The 18,589-nt window shown below is 42.0% G+C and carries 13 protein-coding genes; 3 read left to right on the top strand and 10 right to left on the bottom strand.

The annotated features are described in order from the left end of the window. Nucleotides 1-25: 25 nt before the first annotated feature. The 5 genes from F2B13_RS05955 to gcvT all read right to left on the bottom strand — a co-directional run bounded on the left by F2B13_RS05955 (nucleotide 26) and on the right by gcvT (nucleotide 4,101). Nucleotides 26-736, bottom strand: a complete 711-nt coding sequence (locus tag F2B13_RS05955; RefSeq protein WP_149276358.1) for a YebC/PmpR family DNA-binding transcriptional regulator — start codon at nucleotides 734-736, stop codon at nucleotides 26-28. Nucleotides 737-852: 116 nt separating this feature from the next. After that, entirely contained in the window at nucleotides 853-1,140 is a 288-nt protein-coding gene (locus F2B13_RS05950) for a 4a-hydroxytetrahydrobiopterin dehydratase (RefSeq protein WP_149276357.1), read from the bottom strand. A gap of 141 nt (nucleotides 1,141-1,281) precedes the next feature. Continuing rightward, complete coding sequence (locus F2B13_RS05945) at nucleotides 1,282-2,100, bottom strand: sugar nucleotide-binding protein (protein WP_149276356.1); 819 nt, start codon at nucleotides 2,098-2,100, stop codon at nucleotides 1,282-1,284. A 1-nt stretch (nucleotide 2,101) separates the two neighbouring features. Then, on the bottom strand, nucleotides 2,102-3,016 hold the full coding sequence (locus tag F2B13_RS05940) for a glutaminase (protein ID WP_149276355.1): 915 nt from the start codon (nucleotides 3,014-3,016) through the stop codon (nucleotides 2,102-2,104). Beyond that, the gene (gene gcvT / locus F2B13_RS05935; protein ID WP_149276354.1) at nucleotides 3,013-4,101 is read right to left on the bottom strand and encodes a glycine cleavage system aminomethyltransferase GcvT; all 1,089 of its coding nucleotides are present in this window, start codon (nucleotides 4,099-4,101) and stop codon (nucleotides 3,013-3,015) included. Before gcvT ends, F2B13_RS05940 begins: the two co-directional genes overlap by 4 nt. A 155-nt stretch (nucleotides 4,102-4,256) precedes the next feature. Between gcvT and F2B13_RS05930 the strand changes: the two genes are divergently transcribed. Next, nucleotides 4,257-5,879: an aminopeptidase P family protein gene (locus F2B13_RS05930; protein ID WP_149303582.1), complete on the top strand. Its 1,623-nt coding sequence runs from the start codon at nucleotides 4,257-4,259 to the stop codon at nucleotides 5,877-5,879. 25 nt (nucleotides 5,880-5,904) lie between these two features. Here F2B13_RS05930 and thrC read toward each other — a convergent pair whose 3' ends face one another. From thrC to thrA, 3 genes are all read right to left on the bottom strand, one after another. Then, entirely contained in the window at nucleotides 5,905-7,200 is a 1,296-nt protein-coding gene (gene thrC / locus F2B13_RS05925; RefSeq protein ID WP_149276352.1) for a threonine synthase, read from the bottom strand. Between the two features lie 96 nt (nucleotides 7,201-7,296). After that, nucleotides 7,297-8,223, bottom strand: a complete 927-nt coding sequence (locus F2B13_RS05920; protein ID WP_149276351.1) for a homoserine kinase — start codon at nucleotides 8,221-8,223, stop codon at nucleotides 7,297-7,299. A 53-nt stretch (nucleotides 8,224-8,276) separates the two neighbouring features. Beyond that, the gene (gene thrA, locus F2B13_RS05915; protein ID WP_149276350.1) at nucleotides 8,277-10,721 is read right to left on the bottom strand and encodes a bifunctional aspartate kinase/homoserine dehydrogenase I; all 2,445 of its coding nucleotides are present in this window, start codon (nucleotides 10,719-10,721) and stop codon (nucleotides 8,277-8,279) included. Between the two features lie 299 nt (nucleotides 10,722-11,020). Between thrA and F2B13_RS05910 the strand changes: the two genes are divergently transcribed. Beyond that, nucleotides 11,021-12,568, top strand: a complete 1,548-nt coding sequence (locus tag F2B13_RS05910; RefSeq protein ID WP_149276349.1) for an NAD(P)H-hydrate dehydratase — start codon at nucleotides 11,021-11,023, stop codon at nucleotides 12,566-12,568. Between the two features lie 52 nt (nucleotides 12,569-12,620). On the opposite strand, the gene F2B13_RS05905 is transcribed toward F2B13_RS05910, so the two are convergent. After that, on the bottom strand, nucleotides 12,621-13,025 hold the full coding sequence (locus F2B13_RS05905) for an STAS/SEC14 domain-containing protein (protein ID WP_149276348.1): 405 nt from the start codon (nucleotides 13,023-13,025) through the stop codon (nucleotides 12,621-12,623). A gap of 199 nt (nucleotides 13,026-13,224) precedes the next feature. Then, nucleotides 13,225-15,774 carry an ATP-dependent Clp protease ATP-binding subunit gene (locus F2B13_RS05900; RefSeq protein WP_149276347.1) on the bottom strand — a complete coding sequence of 850 codons (2,550 nt, stop codon included), beginning with the start codon at nucleotides 15,772-15,774 and terminating at the stop codon, nucleotides 13,225-13,227. 259 nt (nucleotides 15,775-16,033) lie between these two features. Between F2B13_RS05900 and gyrA the strand changes: the two genes are divergently transcribed. Next, nucleotides 16,034-18,571: a DNA gyrase subunit A gene (gyrA, locus tag F2B13_RS05895; protein WP_149276346.1), complete on the top strand. Its 2,538-nt coding sequence runs from the start codon at nucleotides 16,034-16,036 to the stop codon at nucleotides 18,569-18,571. Nucleotides 18,572-18,589 lie beyond the last annotated feature (18 nt).

Below are 18,589 nucleotides of genomic sequence, written 5' to 3'. Positions count from 1 at the left end.
CTCATATGCCACTCTCTTTTTTCCACTATTCTTCCATGGTGTGATAGACGTTTTGAACGTCATCATCCTCTTCAAGTTTTTCCAGTAGTTTCTCGACTTCCGCGGCCTCTTCTTCCGAAAGTTTTTTTGTTACCTGGGGTATACGTTCAAAGCCAGAAGATAATATTTCGATTTCCCTATTTTCAAGTTCTTTTTGAATGGCTCCGAAAGATTCGAAGGGTGCATATATAAGTATACCGTCATCATCGACAAATACTTCTTCCGCTCCGTAATCGATCATTTCGAGTTCTAATTCCTCAGGGTCGATTCCCTCGGTCGGAATTCTAAAATTGCAGGTATGATCGAACATGAATTCAACCGACCCTGAAGTACCAAGGCTACCGTCACATTTGTTAAAATAACTTCGTACGTTGGCTACCGTGCGCGTGTTATTATCCGTGGCGGTCTCAATAAGTACAGCAATGCCGTGGGGCGCATACCCTTCGAAAAGTACCTCTTTGTAATCGCCCAAACTCTTATCGGAAGCCCTTTTGATGGCTCTCTCAATATTATCTTTAGGCATGTTGACGGCCTTTGCGTTTTGAATGACCGCCCTGAGCTTGGAATTCGAATCAGGATCTGGCCCCCCTTCCTTCACCGCCATGACAATGTCTTTACCAATGCGGGTAAATGCCTTAGACATGGCCGACCACCGTTTCAATTTACGTGCTTTTCTAAACTCAAAAGCTCTTCCCATAATTAAGCTAAAATTAATTGGACTCTACGCAAATTTAGCAAATTTTGTAGATGATAAAAGTATTGAAATAGAAGTGGGGCAAAAGAAAATAGCCTCTCAATTGATCCATTTTCCGTTTATGCACTTTCGATGATATCTTCGATGCTTTCGGCCAGTTTAAAATCTTTCTCTGTCACTCCATCAGCATCGTGGGTATTTAGTCTAATATGTAATGTATTGTATACATTGTTCCAATCAGGGTGGTGCCCCTGTGCCTCACATTCAAAGGCGATACGCGTCATTACAGAGAATGCTTCCTTGAAATTTTTGAATTCGAATGAAGTTTCGATGGCTCCATTTACATAGTCCCATCCATCAAGTTCGTTGAGTTTTTTTTCAATTTCTTTTTCAGTCATTTTTTCCATGATATATCTATTTAGGTTCGAATCATTAGTTCGAAAAAGTTACGGCCAAAACCTTAGCAATTGACCTTGAATTCTATTACCATAAGATAGCCGATTTAATTTTTTTTATGAATGGTAAGCCGTTTAATTTTAATTATATAACTATCTTATGTGATGGTCGACTATTTCTTGATAGGCCACCTGTAAATTTTTCGGTAGTTTATTGTCTTTCGGAAGCACGGCTAGATAGCGCTCTTCATTGGTGGTAAAGACGCGTTTATATATCGGATTGAAATTTCCGATACGATTGACCACTTCTTTGATGAAGTCTTCGTGATGCACAAGGTCATAACTTCCTAAATGGTAAATACCCTTTTTGTTACGGTTTATAAGATAATGGATCTGCTGTGTCAATTTATCATCATGCGTGACGTTCAGAATCAGGTTGGGGAAAACTTCCACGGGTTCGTTGTCCCATATACATCTTTTAATCTCTTTTATTCGTGGTGAACTATTGCCAAAAACCATAGGAAGACGTAAAATTCCCATTTTTTCCACAGGTAATCGGAGGAGCATATTTTCTATTTTAATTTTCAATCGGCCGTAGACACTTTCTGAAAGGGTTTTATCATATTCATAGGAGGGGTACTTCGTGTAGGCGTCAAATACGTTAGCCGAAGAAAGAAAATAAAGGGTGCACTCATTTCTTTGAAGATATTCGGTAATGTGCTGATGTGCTTGAATCTGGGCTGCGAAATTACCACGCAATGCAGACACTATGATTTGGGGCCGAACTTTCTCCAAGATTTCAAACACATCGTCTTCTTCTATATTGTACGATAAAAACTGTTGATTGGCTTCAAAAGATCGTCTTGCGGAAAAATAGGTGCCATAGGTATCATAGTAGTTGCATAGCTCTTTGTAAATCGCATTGCCCAAAAAACCACTCGCCCCTAGAATTAAAATTTTCTTTTGTTCCAAATCAGAATATTGATAGACCTGAATCTGAGGTCAATTTCTCAAGTGCTCGCATCCCGAGTTTTGAATTTCCCTTCATGTTTAGGCCTGGTGACCAAGTTGCTACACAAAATTGGTCGGGCAGTAGGGCAACAATTCCACCACCGACCCCACTTTTTCCAGGAAGGCCTACCCTAAAGGCAAATTCACCTGCTTCATCATAAAAGCCACAGGTAAGCATGATCGCGTTAATCCGTTTTACTTGGTTGATATTCAGATACGTTTGGCCTTGCATGCATTGGCCTCTATTACTAAACAGGAAAAAAGTTTTTGCCAATTGCGTACAGCTCATGGCTATAGCACACTGATGAAAATAAAAGTCTAGAACTTCCGATACGTCATTTTTTAGATTGCCATAGGATTTAAGCAAATTTGCTGCGGCAAAGTTTTTAAAGCCAGTTTCCTTCTCAGATTTCGCTACTTTTGGGTCGAAGTCGATATGAGGGTCGCCAGCGACTTTGCATATGAACTTTTTGAAATCTTCTTTCGGATTCTTCAGGTGGGTTACCAAAATGTCGGCAACTACGATGGCTCCCGCATTGATCAAAGGGTTTCTTGGTATTCCATTTTCCTGCTCTAATAAAGATAGGTGGTTAAAAGGATCTCCTGAGGGTTCCACATCGACCCTCTGCCATAGATTCTCACCTACAAGACCTAGGGCCATGGCTAGCGAAAGCACTTTCGAAATACTTTGAATTGAAAACAGTTCTTCCGAATCTCCCTTGAAATAGCCCCTTCCGTTGGTATCGATAAGATGCATTCCAAACTTGTCCTTGTCGATTTTTCCAAGCTCGGGAATATAAGAAGCTACTTTGCCTCGGTCTTCGGTGTTTTTGATATCAGAAAAAATATCATTTAGGATAGTTTGGTATGCGATCATAGGCCTTTGTAGAACGGGAGTTTTACTACGGTCGCGGGAATCAAGTTTTTACGGATCCGTACATGAATGACTGTTTCTATATTAGAAAACTCGGTCGGTACATAACCAAGGCCGATTCCCGTACCTAACGAGGGTGACATAGTGCCCGAAGTCACCTTCCCGATTTCGTTTCCTTGATCGTCTACGATATCGTACCCCTTTCGTGGGATACCTCTTTCGTTCAATTCAAAAGCGATGAGTTTGCGCGATACGCCTTTTTCTTTTTCACGGGCAAGCGCCTCGCTGTTTACGAAGTCTTTTGAGAATTTCGTAATCCACCCCAGGCCTGCCTCTAAAGGTGAGGTGCTATCGTCAATGTCGTTTCCGTAGAGACAATAGCCCATTTCGAGGCGAAGCGTATCCCTTGCGGCAAGACCAATGGGTTTGATGTCAAAAGCTTTTCCTGCTTCAAAAACCCGATCCCATACCTGTTGTACCTCACTGTTTTTACAGTAAATCTCGAAGCCTCCAGAACCGGTATACCCCGTTGCTGAAATGATCACGTAATCAATTCCGGCAAAATCCGCGACGACAAAATTATAGAATTTGATTCCAGTTAAGTCGACCGAAGTCAAGGGCTGCATCGCTTCGATAGCTTTCGGGCCTTGAATAGCCAGTAATGAATAGTCATCCGACAAATTACGCATCACTGCCCCTATTTTTTCATTGTATTTGGCTATATGGTTCCAGTCTTTATCAATATTGGAGGCGTTGACCACCAGAAGATAGGTTTCATCTTTGATCCGGTACACGATCAGGTCATCAACAATTCCACCGGTTTCGTTTGGAAGGCAACTGTACTGGGCCCTTCCGACACTCAAGACCGAAGCGTCGTTAGAGGTTACCTTTTGAATCAAAGCCAAGGCATGTGGACCTTCAATCAAAAATTCACCCATGTGGGATACGTCGAAAACACCCACCCCTTTGCGCACGGTATCATGTTCAATATTTACTCCTTCGTAAGAAACGGGCATATTAAAACCGGCAAAAGACACCATTTTTGCACCTAGACTTTCGTGGGTTTGGCTTAAAGCTGTATTTTTCATTGTACTTTTGACTTTTGATTGTGCAAAGCTATTGAATTATTTAGGTATAGAATAATTGCCAATTGTTATGTTTTGTATAATCTTTGTGTTTCATGTGCCATTAGGGCACATCTTTTTTGTTTCTTTTTGAAGCAGTAAAATCTTGAGACTTAAATATGAAGAAGATAATTTTTTTACTTATTAATATTTTGGGATTGTTCAATATAGCATTATTCGGTCAAGAAGAGCCAACCGATTTCTTACCTGCCGATTTTCATAAAGAAAGAAGGGACGCTGTACGTGATATGATGCCAGCGAACAGTGTCGCGGTATTTTTTGCCAATGCACAACGAAACCGAGCCAATGATGTTGATTATATATATCACCAAGATCCTGATTTTTATTATTTGACAGGGTATAAAGAACCGAATGCCGTTCTAGTTATTTTTTCAGAGAATCAAAAGGGTTCGAAAGGGAATACTTACAACGAAATTTTATATGTACAGGAACGTGATCCAAAAGCCGAGCAATGGAATGGGAAACGCCTCGGTGTAGAAGGAGCCAAGAACAAATTGGGTTTTGAAATGGCCCTCAACGGTAAGGAGTTTCAAGACGCCCCTATAGACTATTCGTCTTTTGATACCGTACTTTTTTTCGATTTTAAAAATGATTATCGCGATGCACAGGGTAAAGCCGATCTGTTCGATCTGATCAAAACTTTCAAGGAAAAAGCGAATTACCCTTCAAACTATGATGCTACCAAGCAGCGTTTGTATTCCATGGTAAAATCTACCGATATTCAAAATAGTGCGAATGTGGCCCAAACCCTGGGACGTTATTTGAATTATTATGAAGATTTGAAGGAAGATGCGTTATTGACCGGTTTTGTAAATGCAGACGATGATAAAGTTCGAGACGAAATCAAGCAAAAAGTAACGATGGAGTTACAAGGGAACAATTTAAATTCGGCTGCGCTAAGCGAAATTATGAACACCCTGCGTGAAACCAAGACCCAAGAAGAAATGGTCTTGTTGAAAAAAGCCATAGAAATCTCCTCGGTTGGCCAAATAGAGGTTATGAAAGCCATGCACCCGCATATGTCGGAAACCGAGATACAAGGGGTTCACGAATTCGTATACAAGAAATATGGGGCCGAATATGAAGGGTATCCGTCTATCGTTGGAGGGGGCAATAATGGATGTATACTTCACTATATTGAAAATAATAAGCCAGAGGTTGGTAATGATGATCTGGTATTAATGGACTTAGGTGCCGAATATCATGGATATACTGCGGATGTAACACGTACGATTCCCGCCAGTGGTAAGTTTACGGCCGAACAGAAACAGATATATGATATTGTTTATAACGCCCAAGAAGCGGGTATAAAGGCCAGTGTGGTCGGGGCTCCTTTCCAAGCTCCAGGGCAAGCGGCAAGCAAAGTCGTAACGGAGGGATTGATGAAGTTAGGTATTATTGAAAAAGAGGAGGATGCTAAAATATACTTTCCTCATGGTACATCACACTATTTAGGCCTCGATGTACACGATCGCGGTACGTACAAGCCTTTTCAAGAAAATACGGTAATCACTGTAGAACCCGGTATCTATATTCCTGAAGGTAGCGATTGTGATGAAAAATGGTGGGGCATAGCTGTCCGTATCGAAGATGATATTCTGATTACAAAAGACGGACCGGTAAACTTATCGGCTTTGGCACCAAGAACCACTGAAGCTATAGAAGCAACCATGGCAAAAGCAAGTCCACTAGATGAGTTTAAGCTTCCTCAACTGGATTGATTCCTATTGGATAGAACGTACTAACTTATCGCTTTAACAAATAGACTTTTAAACCTTGGTAGTCCCTGATGGGGATGGAGACTTTTTTTCGATGCATCACCCTTTCTATCTGAGGAGGTATTTCGGGAGTTAATCCGAGGGTTTCCTCAACGACAGGAAGAAATTTTACGGGATGTGCCGTCTCCAGAAAAATACCGTAGGCATCTGAATGTTTCTCTTGGTACTTTTTTAAACCTAGATACCCCACCGCCCCGTGTGGGTCGGTGACATAATGGGTTTGTTTGAATATTTCAAGCATAGCTTTCTTAGTTTCCACATCTGTAAATGAATAGGACGACAGGTTTTTTGAAAGCTCCTCGAAATTGTCCCGGTAAAGATGCCGAATACGAATAAAATTACTGGGGTCGCCTACATCCATAGCATTTGAAATGGTTGCGGTTGATGGTTTGGGCCGATAGGCCTGGGTCTTCATAAATTCGGGTACGGTGTCATTGACGTTGGTGGCGGCTATGAAATGGTCACAAGGCATTCCCAGACTTTGTGCGACCATTCCTGCACAGATGTTTCCGAAATTGCCCGAGGGAATTGAAAAGACTATTTTCCTAGTTTTGGCTTTGGTCTGTTTGTAGGCGAACAGAAAATAGAATAATTGCGGCAGCCAACGCGCCACATTGATCGAATTTGCCGAGGTTAGCTGCATCTCGTTCAAAATCTCCTCATCCAAAAAAGCTGTTTTCACCATTTTCTGGCAGTCGTCAAAAGTGCCTTCCACTTCGAGTGCGGTAATGTTTTGGCCCAAAGTGGTTAATTGTCTTTCCTGAATTTCGCTAACCTTTCCTTTGGGGTACAATATGACTACATTCACCCCCTTTACGCCTAAAAAACCATTGGCAACCGCTCCTCCGGTATCTCCTGAAGTGGCAACCAACACGGTTACCTCGGAATCTTCACCACGGGAAAAATAGCCTAGACATCTGGCCATAAAACGGGCACCTACATCTTTAAAGGCCATGGTCGGGCCATGAAAAAGTTCTAAGACCCCAGTGTTTTCTTCAATCTCCTTCACGGGAAAATCAAAGTCCAGCACTTCTTGTAAAATGTTCCTTAAGGTAGGGTCTGGAATATCTTCTGAAACAAAATCATGTATGGCCTGAAATGCTATTTCTTCGTTAGAGAGTTTTTCTATATGCTCAAAAAAAGAATTGGGTAACGGTGTAATGCGCTCTGGGAAATAGAGGCCACGGTCGGGTGCGATGCCTTTGATTACTGCATCTTTAAAGGAGACCTTTGGAGCTTGTTGATTGAGGCTATAAAATTTCATGAATGCGTGATGTTTCGATTTTATTGAGTAGTTGATGAGGGGTGATGGATCATACTAGTTCCGTTGCCCGTCCAGTACAGGTCCTTCGCATTATCGTTAAATCTCTCTAATGCCCAGCGTATTGATTTTAGATACATGAACATCATAGTCAATTCCAATTTTTTGATACACGTCCTTCATAGCATCGGCTACCTTTCTGGCAGTTTCCGATCCCCTGCTAAAAGAAAAGATTGAGGGACCGGAACCGGAAATCCCGCAGCCCAAAGCACCGGCTTCCAGTGCGCTTGATTTTACTTTGTCGAACCCAGGAATTAAGATCGAACGTATAGGCTCAACAATATGATCAACCAAAGAGCGACCGATAAGCGCATAATCTTCCGTATATAGCCCCGCGATCAGACCGCCCACGTTGCCCCATTGCTTTATGCCATCGGCCAAGGAAAGTGTAGTTTTCAATATTTTTCTTGAATCTGAAGTTTTCACTTCGATTTGGGGGTGGATTACAGTGGCAAATAGCTCGGGAGGACTATTTATGGGAACAATATCCAAAGGATCGTAGCTCCGTACCAGCGTAAAACCACCAAATAGGGCAGGAGCTACGTTGTCGGCATGGGCCACACCACTGGCCAAACGTTCGCCTTCCATCGCAAACTTTACAAGTTCCAGCTTTGAAAAAGGGTTTCCCATTAAGGCGTTCATGCCCCAGACGGCACCCGTAGAACTGGCGGCACTGCTGCCAATTCCACTACCGGCTTTTATTTTTTTGAAGATCTCAATTTCAAATCCACCGTCATAGTCGCACTCTGCCAATAGCGATAGGGCGGCCACTCCCGCTACGTTCAGATGCGTTTCAGTTGGAAGATCCTGTCCAGTCAATTTTGTGATGTGAACTCCTTTGCTAGGAACCTTTCGAACAACCATTTCGTCTCCGACCGAATCCAAGGCAACGCCCAAGACGTCAAACCCACAAGAGATGTTGGCGATGGTGGCCGGGCAGAACACTTTGATTTCTTCTTTCATCATTACAAGATAGGTTTACGATTAATTTTGATCAGCACCTAAAAATAGATGGAATTCTAAAAGTTGCCGATTCGAATAATGTCCGCGAAAATTCCTGAAGCCGTAACCTCTGCACCCGCACCGGCACCTTTTATGATCATGGGTTGGTCGGGGTATCTTTCCGTATAGAACAACACGATATTATCGCTTCCTTCCAAGTTATAAAAATCATGGCCCCGAGGTATCTTTTGCAGTCCAACACTCGCTTTTCCGTTTTCGTATTGAGCCACATACTTTAATTTGCTATCGGCCTCAACGGCTTCGCTATATACTTGTTGAAAATCATTTTCATACTTTTTTAGGGAGATGAAAAACTCATCATTGGTTTCAGTAGCCAAGCTTTCTTCAGGAAGAAAAGCTTGATTCTCAATATCTTCAATTTCCAGTTGGTTTCCACTTTCACGTGCCAAGATGAGAATTTTACGCATGACATCAATACCGCTCAGGTCTATTTTTGGATCAGGCTCGGTATAGCCTTCTTCTTGCGCCCGTCTTACAACTTCGTAAAAGGTGGTGCTATCATTAAAATTGTTGAAAACAAAATTAAGGCTACCTGATAGAACTGCTTGTATTTTAAGCACCTTATCCCCAGAGGCTATTAGGTGCTTCAAAGTGTCTATAATCGGTAAGCCTGCACCCACATTGGTCTCAAAGAGAAAAGGGGCATTGAACTCCCGTGCCAGGGCTTTGAGCTTGCGATAGTTGTCATAATCTGCCGAGCATGCAATCTTATTACATGTGACTACAGAGATACTATGGCCTAAATATCGGTCATAGGTAGACGCTACTTCTGCACTGGCAGTGTTGTCGACGAAAATGGAATTACGATAATTTAGGCGCTTTACGATCTCAAAAAATTCGGCTTTGTCCGCTTTTTGTCCCTCGCTCAGAAGTTCTTCCCAGTTTTTTAAGGAAATACCACCTTCATCAAAAACCATGGTTCTTGAATTCGAGATACCGATGACACGGAGGTTCAACTTCAGGTTCTCTTTTAAAAAGGAGCGCTGTTGCTGTAGTTGCGCTAAGAATTTTGAACCCACATTGCCGACTCCCATGACAAATAGGTTCAACTGTTTGACATTTTCCTCAAAAAATTCTTCATGCAGGGAATTCAATGCTTTTTTGACATCGTTTTGGTCAATTACTGCCGAAATATTGCGCTCTGAAGCTCCTTGGGCAATAGCACGGATGTTTACATTGTTTCGGCCAAGGGTACTGAACATTTTCCCGCTGAGACCTTGGTGGTGCTTCATGTTGTCACCGACCAAAGCGATAATGGCTAATTCTTTTTCGGCGATTACAGGCTTTATACGTCCTCGTTCAATTTCATATTCAAAGGCTGAGTTGACCGTTTTTACCGCATATTCGATATCGCTGGCTGAAATACCTACACAAATAGAATGTTCGGAAGAGGCTTGTGTTATAAAGACCACACTAATACCTGCTTGTGACAATACTTCAAAAAACCGCTTTGAAATACCTGGTATACCGACCATTCCAGGTCCTTCTAAAGAGAGTAGTGCCATATCGCCTACGTGTGTAATTCCCCGAACGGTCTTCCCTTTTTCATTTTTACTTTTCGTAATAAGTGTTCCGGCATCCTCGGCTTGAAAGGTGTTTTTAATATGGATAGAGATGCCTTTGGCCAATACAGGTTGTATCGTTGGCGGGTAAAGAACTTTTGCCCCGAAATGAGACAGCTCCATAGCTTCTTCAAAGGAGATATGCGGAATGGCCTTCGCCTGTTTTACAAGCTTCGGATTTGCAGTATACATGCCACTCACATCGGTCCAAATCTCCAAAACTTCTGCATCTAAGGCCGCAGCAATAATGGCGGCCGTATAATCTGAACCTCCACGGCCTAGCGTAGTCGAATTTCCGTTTTTCGAAGAGGCGATAAAACCGGGCATCACTACAATGCTTTGGGGAACTTCTGAAAAAAAGTGAACACAATTATCATTCGTCAACTTAAAATCGACCGTTGCACGTCCATTTATATCGTCCGTTTTAATGATTGTTCTACTATCTACTTGGCGGGCATCGAGATTTTCTTGAATGAGGTATTCGCTGATAATATAAGACGATAAAAGTTCTCCGTAGCTCACGATTTTATCGGAAAGTTTAGGGGTAATCTCTCCAATTAGATAAGCTCCGTCAAGCAGTGTCTCTAAGGTGTTTAGCTCACTTTTAACCTTGCTCAGCACCTTGCTTTGGGCGTTAATGGCAATTAGTTCCTTAGCCGTTGACAAGTGTCTGTCTTCAATTTCTTGTAATACGGATTTATAGGTCTCATCCTGCTGTGCCGCTTGACGTGCCCCTTGGAGTAAGAGATCTGTAATACCGCCAAAAGCCGATACCACTACGATTATTTTATCGGCAGCCGTTTGGGCTACGATATCTTTGACCGAAAAAATAGTGTTGGCGTTGGCAACCGAGGTGCCCCCGAATTTTAGAACTTTCATAACTTTTTATTGAAACTTGTGGAATTCCTAGAAGCGATAAAACGCGATAACGAACGATTATTGAATTGCTTACCCCAAAGGGGTTGTTGTGCCAAATGTGGTGATGGAACCATTGGTCGTGAAGAAAAATTCAGTGGATATGTTCGCGGTATAGTGGTACATTGAAATTTGAAAGCACCAAATGTAGTACTTTTGCATTCTTAATCAAATTTTTTATTGTTAGTAATTCGTGGAATACATTCTCCACCATCTAAATCCTTAAGATACGTTGGATTTAAAATCAATAGAAACACGCTAAAATGAAGATATACACCGCAGAACAGATTTATGCAGCCGACAAAAATACGATGAAAAGTCAAGGACTAACGAGTGATGAACTTATGGAAAGGGCCGCCGAACAACTCTTCAGTTGGATGCACGCGCGCCTACAGGGTGCACAGGTAAAGATAAATTTGTTTTGTGGGATCGGTAATAACGGGGGTGACGGATTGGCATTGGCTAGGCTTCTTAAAGAACATGGTTATAATATAATGGTCTATGTCGTTAACTATAGTAAAAATCGCTCTGAAGATTTTCTAACCAACTTAGAGCGTCTAAAGGAAAGAAAGGTCTGGCCAGAATTTTTAGAGGAGGGTAGTAAATTCCCGGTGCTAGGAAAGGATGATATTATTGTTGATGCGATCTTCGGTATCGGACTTAACCGTGCACCGGATGATTGGGTAGCCAAATTGTTCTCTCATATAGAAGCTTCAGATGCCTTTATACTCGCTGTCGATATGCCCTCCGGATTGTTTACCGACAAGGTGCCCGATTCCGAAGAAGCGGTACTGAAAGCGAATTATACCTTGAGTTTTCAGGTACCTAAGTTGGTATTTTTCTTGCCTCAGACCGCAATATTTACGGATCAATGGGAATTATTGGATATTGGTCTTGACCAAGACTTCCTTTCAAAAACCCAGACAAATTTCGAATTAATTGGAAAAAGCGAGGTGCTGGGCATGTATATCCCAAGGAAAAAGTTTTCACATAAGGGTACATTTGGCCATAGTTTGATCGTGGGTGGAAGTTACGGTAAGATCGGGGCTGTACATTTAGCTTCAAAGGCTTGTCTTTTGGCAGGCAGTGGCTTGGTTACGGCATACGTTCCCCGATGTGGCTATCTTCCCCTTCAGACCAATTTACCGGAAGCGATGGTTTTGACAGATGCCGGTGAAAGGTATATATCAGATATACAATTTGATATACGACCTTCGGTGGTCGGCATTGGGGTGGGTATAGGAAAGGATAAGAAAACGGGTAAGGCTTTCTCCGAATTCTTGAAAAAAAACACCCTGCCTTTGGTGATTGACGCAGATGGTTTGAACTTACTTTCCGAAAACGAGGAACTCTTAAAGGAGCTTCCTGCTAAAACAGTTTTGACCCCTCACCCTAAGGAACTAGAAAGGCTTATCGGAGGTTGGAAAGATGATTTTCAAAAGGTCGATAAGGCAAAGCAATTCGCGAAAGAATACGATTGTATTCTACTGATAAAAGGGGCGCACACCATTACTCTTTATAATGATAAGGGCTATATCAACACCACGGGAAATCCAGGAATGGGTTCTGGAGGTACCGGTGATGTCTTAACGGGGATTATAACCGGCTTGATCGCTCAAGGTTACGAACCACTTGAAGCAACGGTTTTCGGAGTTTATCTACATGGTAGATCGGCCGATATCAAAGTAGAAAAGACAGGGTACCAATCGCTCACTGCTTCTAATGTAATTGAAGGGTTAGGTGAAGCTTTTCTGGATCTTTTTGTCATGGAGAACAAAGACCAGGATACGGAAGAGCACGGTCAGAAATAAAAATAGCCCAAAAAGCGGGCTATTTGAATGAATCATGTTTTTTAGGAACCAATTATGTCTTAGATCGTATTCTTCGTTTTACCCAGGCCAATGCATTATTATATTCTATGAAGAATTTCATCGATTTCTTATAGAACATTTTCTCGATCTTGAAATTATGCATGTCGATTTCTTTGACCGATACCACAGCAAAGGCTTTTAGGTTGTCCAATTGACGAAGATATGTGTAAATAGTTGGGTCGACGGCAAAGGCATTTTTACGAAGGCTAATTAAGCCGAAATTCTTATTTCGGAAATGGATTTCAGAAATGCCAATTATTTGATAGGCCCTTTCAAGGGTAAGGGTCGCACCTTCATCAAAGGTCGAAACCATGTAATTTTCAAAAACCTGTATTTTTCCAACATCCAACTGATATTCCCGAACAATAACGGTCTTTTTGTGTTGCCTCACATTCATTTTATATAGATTATAGTGTCTGCAACGAATGTAGATGTCTGGTCAGGTATTGAAAAAAAAAATAGATTAAAAGCGGAAATATCGTTTATACGGCTTTTGGTAGAATTTTGACGTTCTTTTTTCTTACGATTTTATTTTTTTACACAAAAAAAGGGAGCTCAAATTAATGACTCCCTTAAGGTAAATTTCTTACCGACCATCAGGTTTTTGAAGATTTTTCTGCTTTTTTAATTTCTATGGTAAGCTCTTCTTTTTTCTCATCTAGGTCCATATAGATACTATCGCCTTCTTCAAGTTTTGAATTTACGATTTCTTCGGCCAGGGTATCTTCAATATATTTCTGTATGGCCCTTTTCAGCGGTCTAGCTCCGTATTGTTTGTCAAAACCTTTCTCTGCGATGTAGTCTTTCGCCTTGTCGGATAGGCTTAAATGATAACCTATATCCATAATTCGAGCGTAAAGCTTTTCTAGTTCGATATCGATAATCTTGTGAATGTCTTCACGTTCCAGTGAATTAAATACCACAACGTCATCGATTCTGTTCAAAAACTCAGGAGCGAACGCTTTTTTAAGCGCACCTTCGATTACACTTTTTTGATGGCTATCTTCCTGCGATTTCATTGCCGATGTACCGAAACCTATACCTTGACCAAAATCTTTCAGTTTTCTTGCCCCGATATTGGATGTCATGATAATGATCGAATTTCGGAAATCAATCTTTCGTCCCAAACTATCGGTTAAATATCCATCGTCTAGAACCTGTAACAACATATTGAATACATCAGGATGTGCTTTTTCAACTTCATCCAATAAGATTACGGAGTAAGGTTTACGTCTTACTTTTTCCGTAAGTTGACCTCCCTCTTCATAACCTACATATCCAGGAGGTGCTCCTACCAACCTTGAAATAGCGAATTTCTCCATGTATTCACTCATATCGATGCGTATCAGGGCATCTTCAGAGTCAAATAGTTCCTTGGCAAGAACTTTGGCCAGCTGTGTTTTTCCGACACCGGTCTGCCCTAAGAATATAAATGAGCCGATCGGTTTGTTAGGGTCTTTGAGCCCAGCTCTATTTCGCTGAATGGCTTTTGCCACTTTGGCGACCGCCTCGTCTTGGCCGATAACATTCGATTTGATTAAATGTGGAAGTTCTGCGAGTTTATTGCTTTCGGTCTGCGCAATCCTGTTTACGGGAATACCGCTCATCATGGAAACGACATCGGCCACATTATCTTCGGTGACTGTTTCTTTATGCTGTTTGCTGTCTTCTTCCCATTTTTCTTGGGCAGTTGCTAAATCTTTTTCCAATCGCTTCTCATCATCGCGAAGTTTCGCGGCCTCCTCATATTTCTGTTTTTTTACCACGGTATTCTTTAGTTCCCGCACATCTTCAAGCTGCTTTTCAAGTTCTAAAATTTGCTTGGGCACGTCCATATTGACAATGTGTACGCGTGATCCGGCTTCGTCAAGCGCATCAATGGCCTTGTCTGGGAGGTATCGATCCGTCATGTATCGGTTCGTTAACTTAACACAGGCCAATATAGCTTCTTCGGTATAAAGTACATTATGATGGTCCTCGTATTTCCCTTTTATATTTTTTAAAATTTCAATGGTCTCTTCTACTGAAGTGGGCTCGACGATTACTTTTTGGAAACGGCGTTCAAGGGCTCCATCTTTTTCAATATACTGGCGATATTCATCGAGGGTAGTGGCTCCGATACATTGTATTTCTCCACGAGCTAGAGCCGGTTTGAACATATTCGAGGCATCAAGGCTACCTGTAGCCCCTCCAGCTCCTACAATAGTATGGATTTCATCAATAAAAAGAATGACATCGTCGTTCTTTTCTAGCTCGTTCATTACGGCCTTCATACGCTCTTCGAATTGGCCCCGATATTTTGTTCCGGCTACCAATGACGCAAGATCTAGGGTGACTACCCTTTTATTGTAAAGAATACGAGAGACCTTTTTATTGATAATACGAAGGGCCAAACCTTCGGCTATGGCACTTTTGCCGACTCCGGGCTCTCCAATGAGAAGAGGGTTGTTCTTTTTTCGGCGACTTAAAATCTGGGAAACACGTTCTATTTCCTTTTCTCTTCCGACTACTGGGTCGAGCCTGTTTTCTTCTGCGAGTCGCGTCAAATCGCGCCCGAAGTTGTCGAGCACCGGTGTTTTCGATTTTTTGTTTCCTTTTTGGCCCGTAGTCGCACCAAAACTCGATTCCTTACCATCACCACCTTCATCATTATCGCTAGGGAAAGATTCCGAAGTGGGGGCATCGACAATATCGTCATCGCTCGTTATCATGAACTTGAACTGTTCTTTGACCCCATCGTAGTCTACCTTCAATTTGTGAAGTAGCTTAGTCGTAGGGTCGTTTTCGTTTCTTAAAATGCACAATAACAAATGTGCCGTATTGATAGAAGAACTTTGAAATAATTTAGCCTCTAAAAAAGTGGTTTTCAAGGCCCTTTCGGCTTGACGTGTCAAGTGTAAGTTCTTTTTATCTTTTTGAGCAGTAGTAGGATTCGGATTGGAAGGGCTTAAAATCTCTACTTTTCGTCGTAAATGATCAAGATCCACCTCCAAGGCATCTAGAATACTGATTGCCTTACCATTTCCATCTCTTAAAAGGCCCAACATAAGATGCTCTGTTCCAATAAAATCGTGACCTAGGCGCAACGCTTCCTCCTTACTATATGCAATAACATCCTTTACTCTAGGTGAAAAATTATCATCCATAAAATTATCCTTTCATCTATAAAATTAGTAAAACTATACTAATCTAACGCAAATAGCATACCTATTATTCGATAAACTAATGTGAAATGACGAAAAAAGAAATGATTCACAAAAAATTTAACGAAGTAATTATTAACGCAATGGGGGGGTGACGGTGTTGATAAATTGTTCAATAAAGTAATCTGTAATTGGTTTGGAAGCTATGATTTTACGTATATTGGCATGTTTTTTTAATTAAAATTTAAACCTAAATTTTCAGATGGCGGAAGGTGAAAAATTGATTCCGATTAATATCGAAGAAGAAATGAAATCGGCCTACATCGATTACTCGATGTCGGTCATTGTGTCACGTGCTCTACCCGATGTCAGGGACGGTCTTAAACCGGTACATCGAAGAGTACTTTACGGAATGTACGAATTGGGTGTTCGTTCGACCAGTGCCCACAAGAAATCGGCCCGTATCGTAGGTGAGGTTTTGGGTAAGTACCACCCTCATGGTGACACTTCGGTCTACGATTCAATGGTACGTATGGCCCAGGAATGGAGCCTACGCTACATGTTGGTAGATGGTCAAGGAAATTTCGGTTCCGTAGATGGGGATAGTCCTGCAGCTATGCGATATACCGAGGCAAGAATGCGAAAGATTGCCGACGATATGTTGGCGGATATCGATAAGGATACCGTCAATCACCAGCTCAATTTTGACGATTCATTGCAAGAGCCTACGGTGCTTCCCACACGTGTTCCTAACTTATTGGTTAACGGGGCCTCGGGTATTGCCGTAGGTATGGCTACCAATATGCCCCCACATAACCTTTCCGAAGTGGTCGATGGAACCGTGGCCTACATCGACAACCCAGACATCGAAATTGATGAGATTATTAAGCATATCAAAGCACCTGATTTTCCTACCGGGGGCATCATTTATGGCTATGACGGGGTTAAAGAAGCCTTCCATACTGGAAGGGGTCGCGTAAAAATTAGGGCTAAAGCGGTCGTTGAGGAAGTACAGGGCCGTGAGTCGATTGTGGTTACGGAGATTCCTTATCAGGTCAATAAGGCCGATATGATCAAGAAAACGGCTGATCTTATTAACGATAAGAAAATCGAAGGCATTTCAACAATTCGCGACGAGTCCGATAGAAAAGGCATGCGCATCGTATATATTTTGAAGCGTGACGCCATACCTAATATTGTATTGAACACGCTTTATAAATATACGGCGCTTCAATCTTCGTTCAGTGTGAACAATATAGCCTTGGTCAAGGGTCGCCCGGAGCTGTTAAATATAAAAGACATGATCCACCATTTTGTGGAACATCGTCACGAGGTGGTCGTACGGCGTACGAAATTTGAGCTTAAAAAAGCGGAAGAGCGGGCCCATATCCTCGAAGGGCTCATCATAGCTTCTGACAATATCGATGAGGTTATTGCCATAATTAGGGCTTCTTCCAATGCAGATGAGGCAAGGGAGCGATTGATAGAACGTTTCAAATTGACCGAGCTACAAGCAAAGGCCATCGTAGAAATGCGCTTAAGGCAGTTGACCGGGCTGGAACAGGACAAACTTCGATCGGAATACGATGAACTGATCAAGACCATCGCCGATTTGAAGGATATTTTAGACAAGAAAGAGCGTCGTATGGAAATCATCAAGAACGAGCTTCTTGAGATCAAGGAAAAATATGGCGATGAGCGAAGGTCCGAAATCAATCTGGCAGGTGGAGACCTTAGTATTGAAGATATGATTCCCGATGAGCAGGTGGTAATTACGATTTCCCATGCAGGTTATATCAAAAGAACACCGCTTTCTGAATATAAGACACAGAATAGGGGGGGAGTAGGCCAGAAGGCATCATCAACACGAAATGAAGACTTCTTGGAATACCTCTTTGTAGGTACCAACCACCAATATATGTTGTTCTTTACTCAAAAAGGAAAATGTTTCTGGATGCGGGTCTTTGAAATTCCGGAAGGAAGCCGAACTTCTAAAGGGCGTGCCATTCAAAACCTTATTAATATAGAGCAAGATGATAACGTCAAAGCGTTTATTTGTACCCAAGATTTAAAGGACGAGGAATACGTCAACAGTCATTATGTCATAATGGCAACCAAAAAGGGTACGGTCAAGAAGACCTCTTTGGAGCAATACTCCAGACCGAGACAAAATGGTATCAACGCTATAGGTATCCGGGAAGGAGACGAGCTATTAGAAGCCAAGCTGACCACTGGTACCAGTGAAATATTCCTGGGGCTTAAATCGGGCAAAGCGATACGTTTTGAAGAAAGTAAGACTAGACCTATGGGCCGGAATGCATCTGGTGTTCGCGGCATTACATTGGCAGACGATCAAGATGAAGTAATCGGGATGGTATCCGTCCATGATTTTGAGGACGATATTCTTGTAGTATCCGAGAATGGTTACGGTAAGCGTTCAAGCATCGACGATTATCGTATTACGAATCGCGGAGGGAAAGGTGTTAAGACCATTTCTATCACATCGAAAACCGGAGGTTTGGTGGCCATCAAGAACGTTTCCGACTCGGATGACCTAATGATAATAAATAAATCCGGTATCGCCATTAGAATGAGTGTGGAAGATTTGAGGGTCATGGGCCGGGCTACTCAAGGTGTCAAGTTGATCAACCTGAGGGAAAATGATTCTATCGCCGCTGTGGCCAAGGTTATGAAAGACGAGGACGACCTTTCGGAAACCGATGTAATGGATATTGACGTAGATACAGATGAAGATGGCACGGCTCTTGATAATGATGGTTCGGATGAATCAAAAGAATAATTTATATTTGAAAACTAA

Origin of the sequence: Pareuzebyella sediminis (genome assembly GCF_008367235.1) — a bacterium.
Classification (GTDB): Bacteria; Bacteroidota; Bacteroidia; order Flavobacteriales; family Flavobacteriaceae; genus Pareuzebyella; species Pareuzebyella sediminis.
The sequence above is the reverse complement of the archived record's forward strand: the minus strand, read 5'-3'. Positions and strand labels throughout refer to the sequence as shown.